1 protein-coding gene is annotated in these 229 nt (G+C 62.9%); it reads right to left on the bottom strand.

Features of this window, described 5'->3' with window-relative positions:
- Window positions 1–229: DUF993 family protein (locus SB753_RS42310; protein WP_410805860.1), on the bottom strand; the 229-nt coding region annotated here is incomplete at both ends.

Here is a 229-nt window from a genome sequence, read left to right as displayed (position 1 = left end):
CAGCGCTCCTGGGATGTCGCGCGTTTCGTTCAGGGTACGAACGATCAGTTCTTTCGCCGACTCCCAGGACAGTCCCATGCCTCGTTGTGCGGTGTCCATTGCCTCTGCGATACCCAGACCCTGCTCAAGAAGGTAACGGCGATATTCGATGGTCCGCTCCCAGTCGATCGCGCAAGGCCGGCCGAGTTCGCCGCTACGCACAGGATCGGCCACGACGTGCGCCGCCGAG

Origin of the sequence: Paraburkholderia sp. SIMBA_053 (assembly GCF_046534895.1) — a bacterium.
In the GTDB taxonomy this organism is placed as follows: domain Bacteria; phylum Pseudomonadota; class Gammaproteobacteria; order Burkholderiales; family Burkholderiaceae; genus Paraburkholderia; species Paraburkholderia caledonica.
This window is presented reverse-complemented; position numbering and strand designations above follow the sequence as displayed.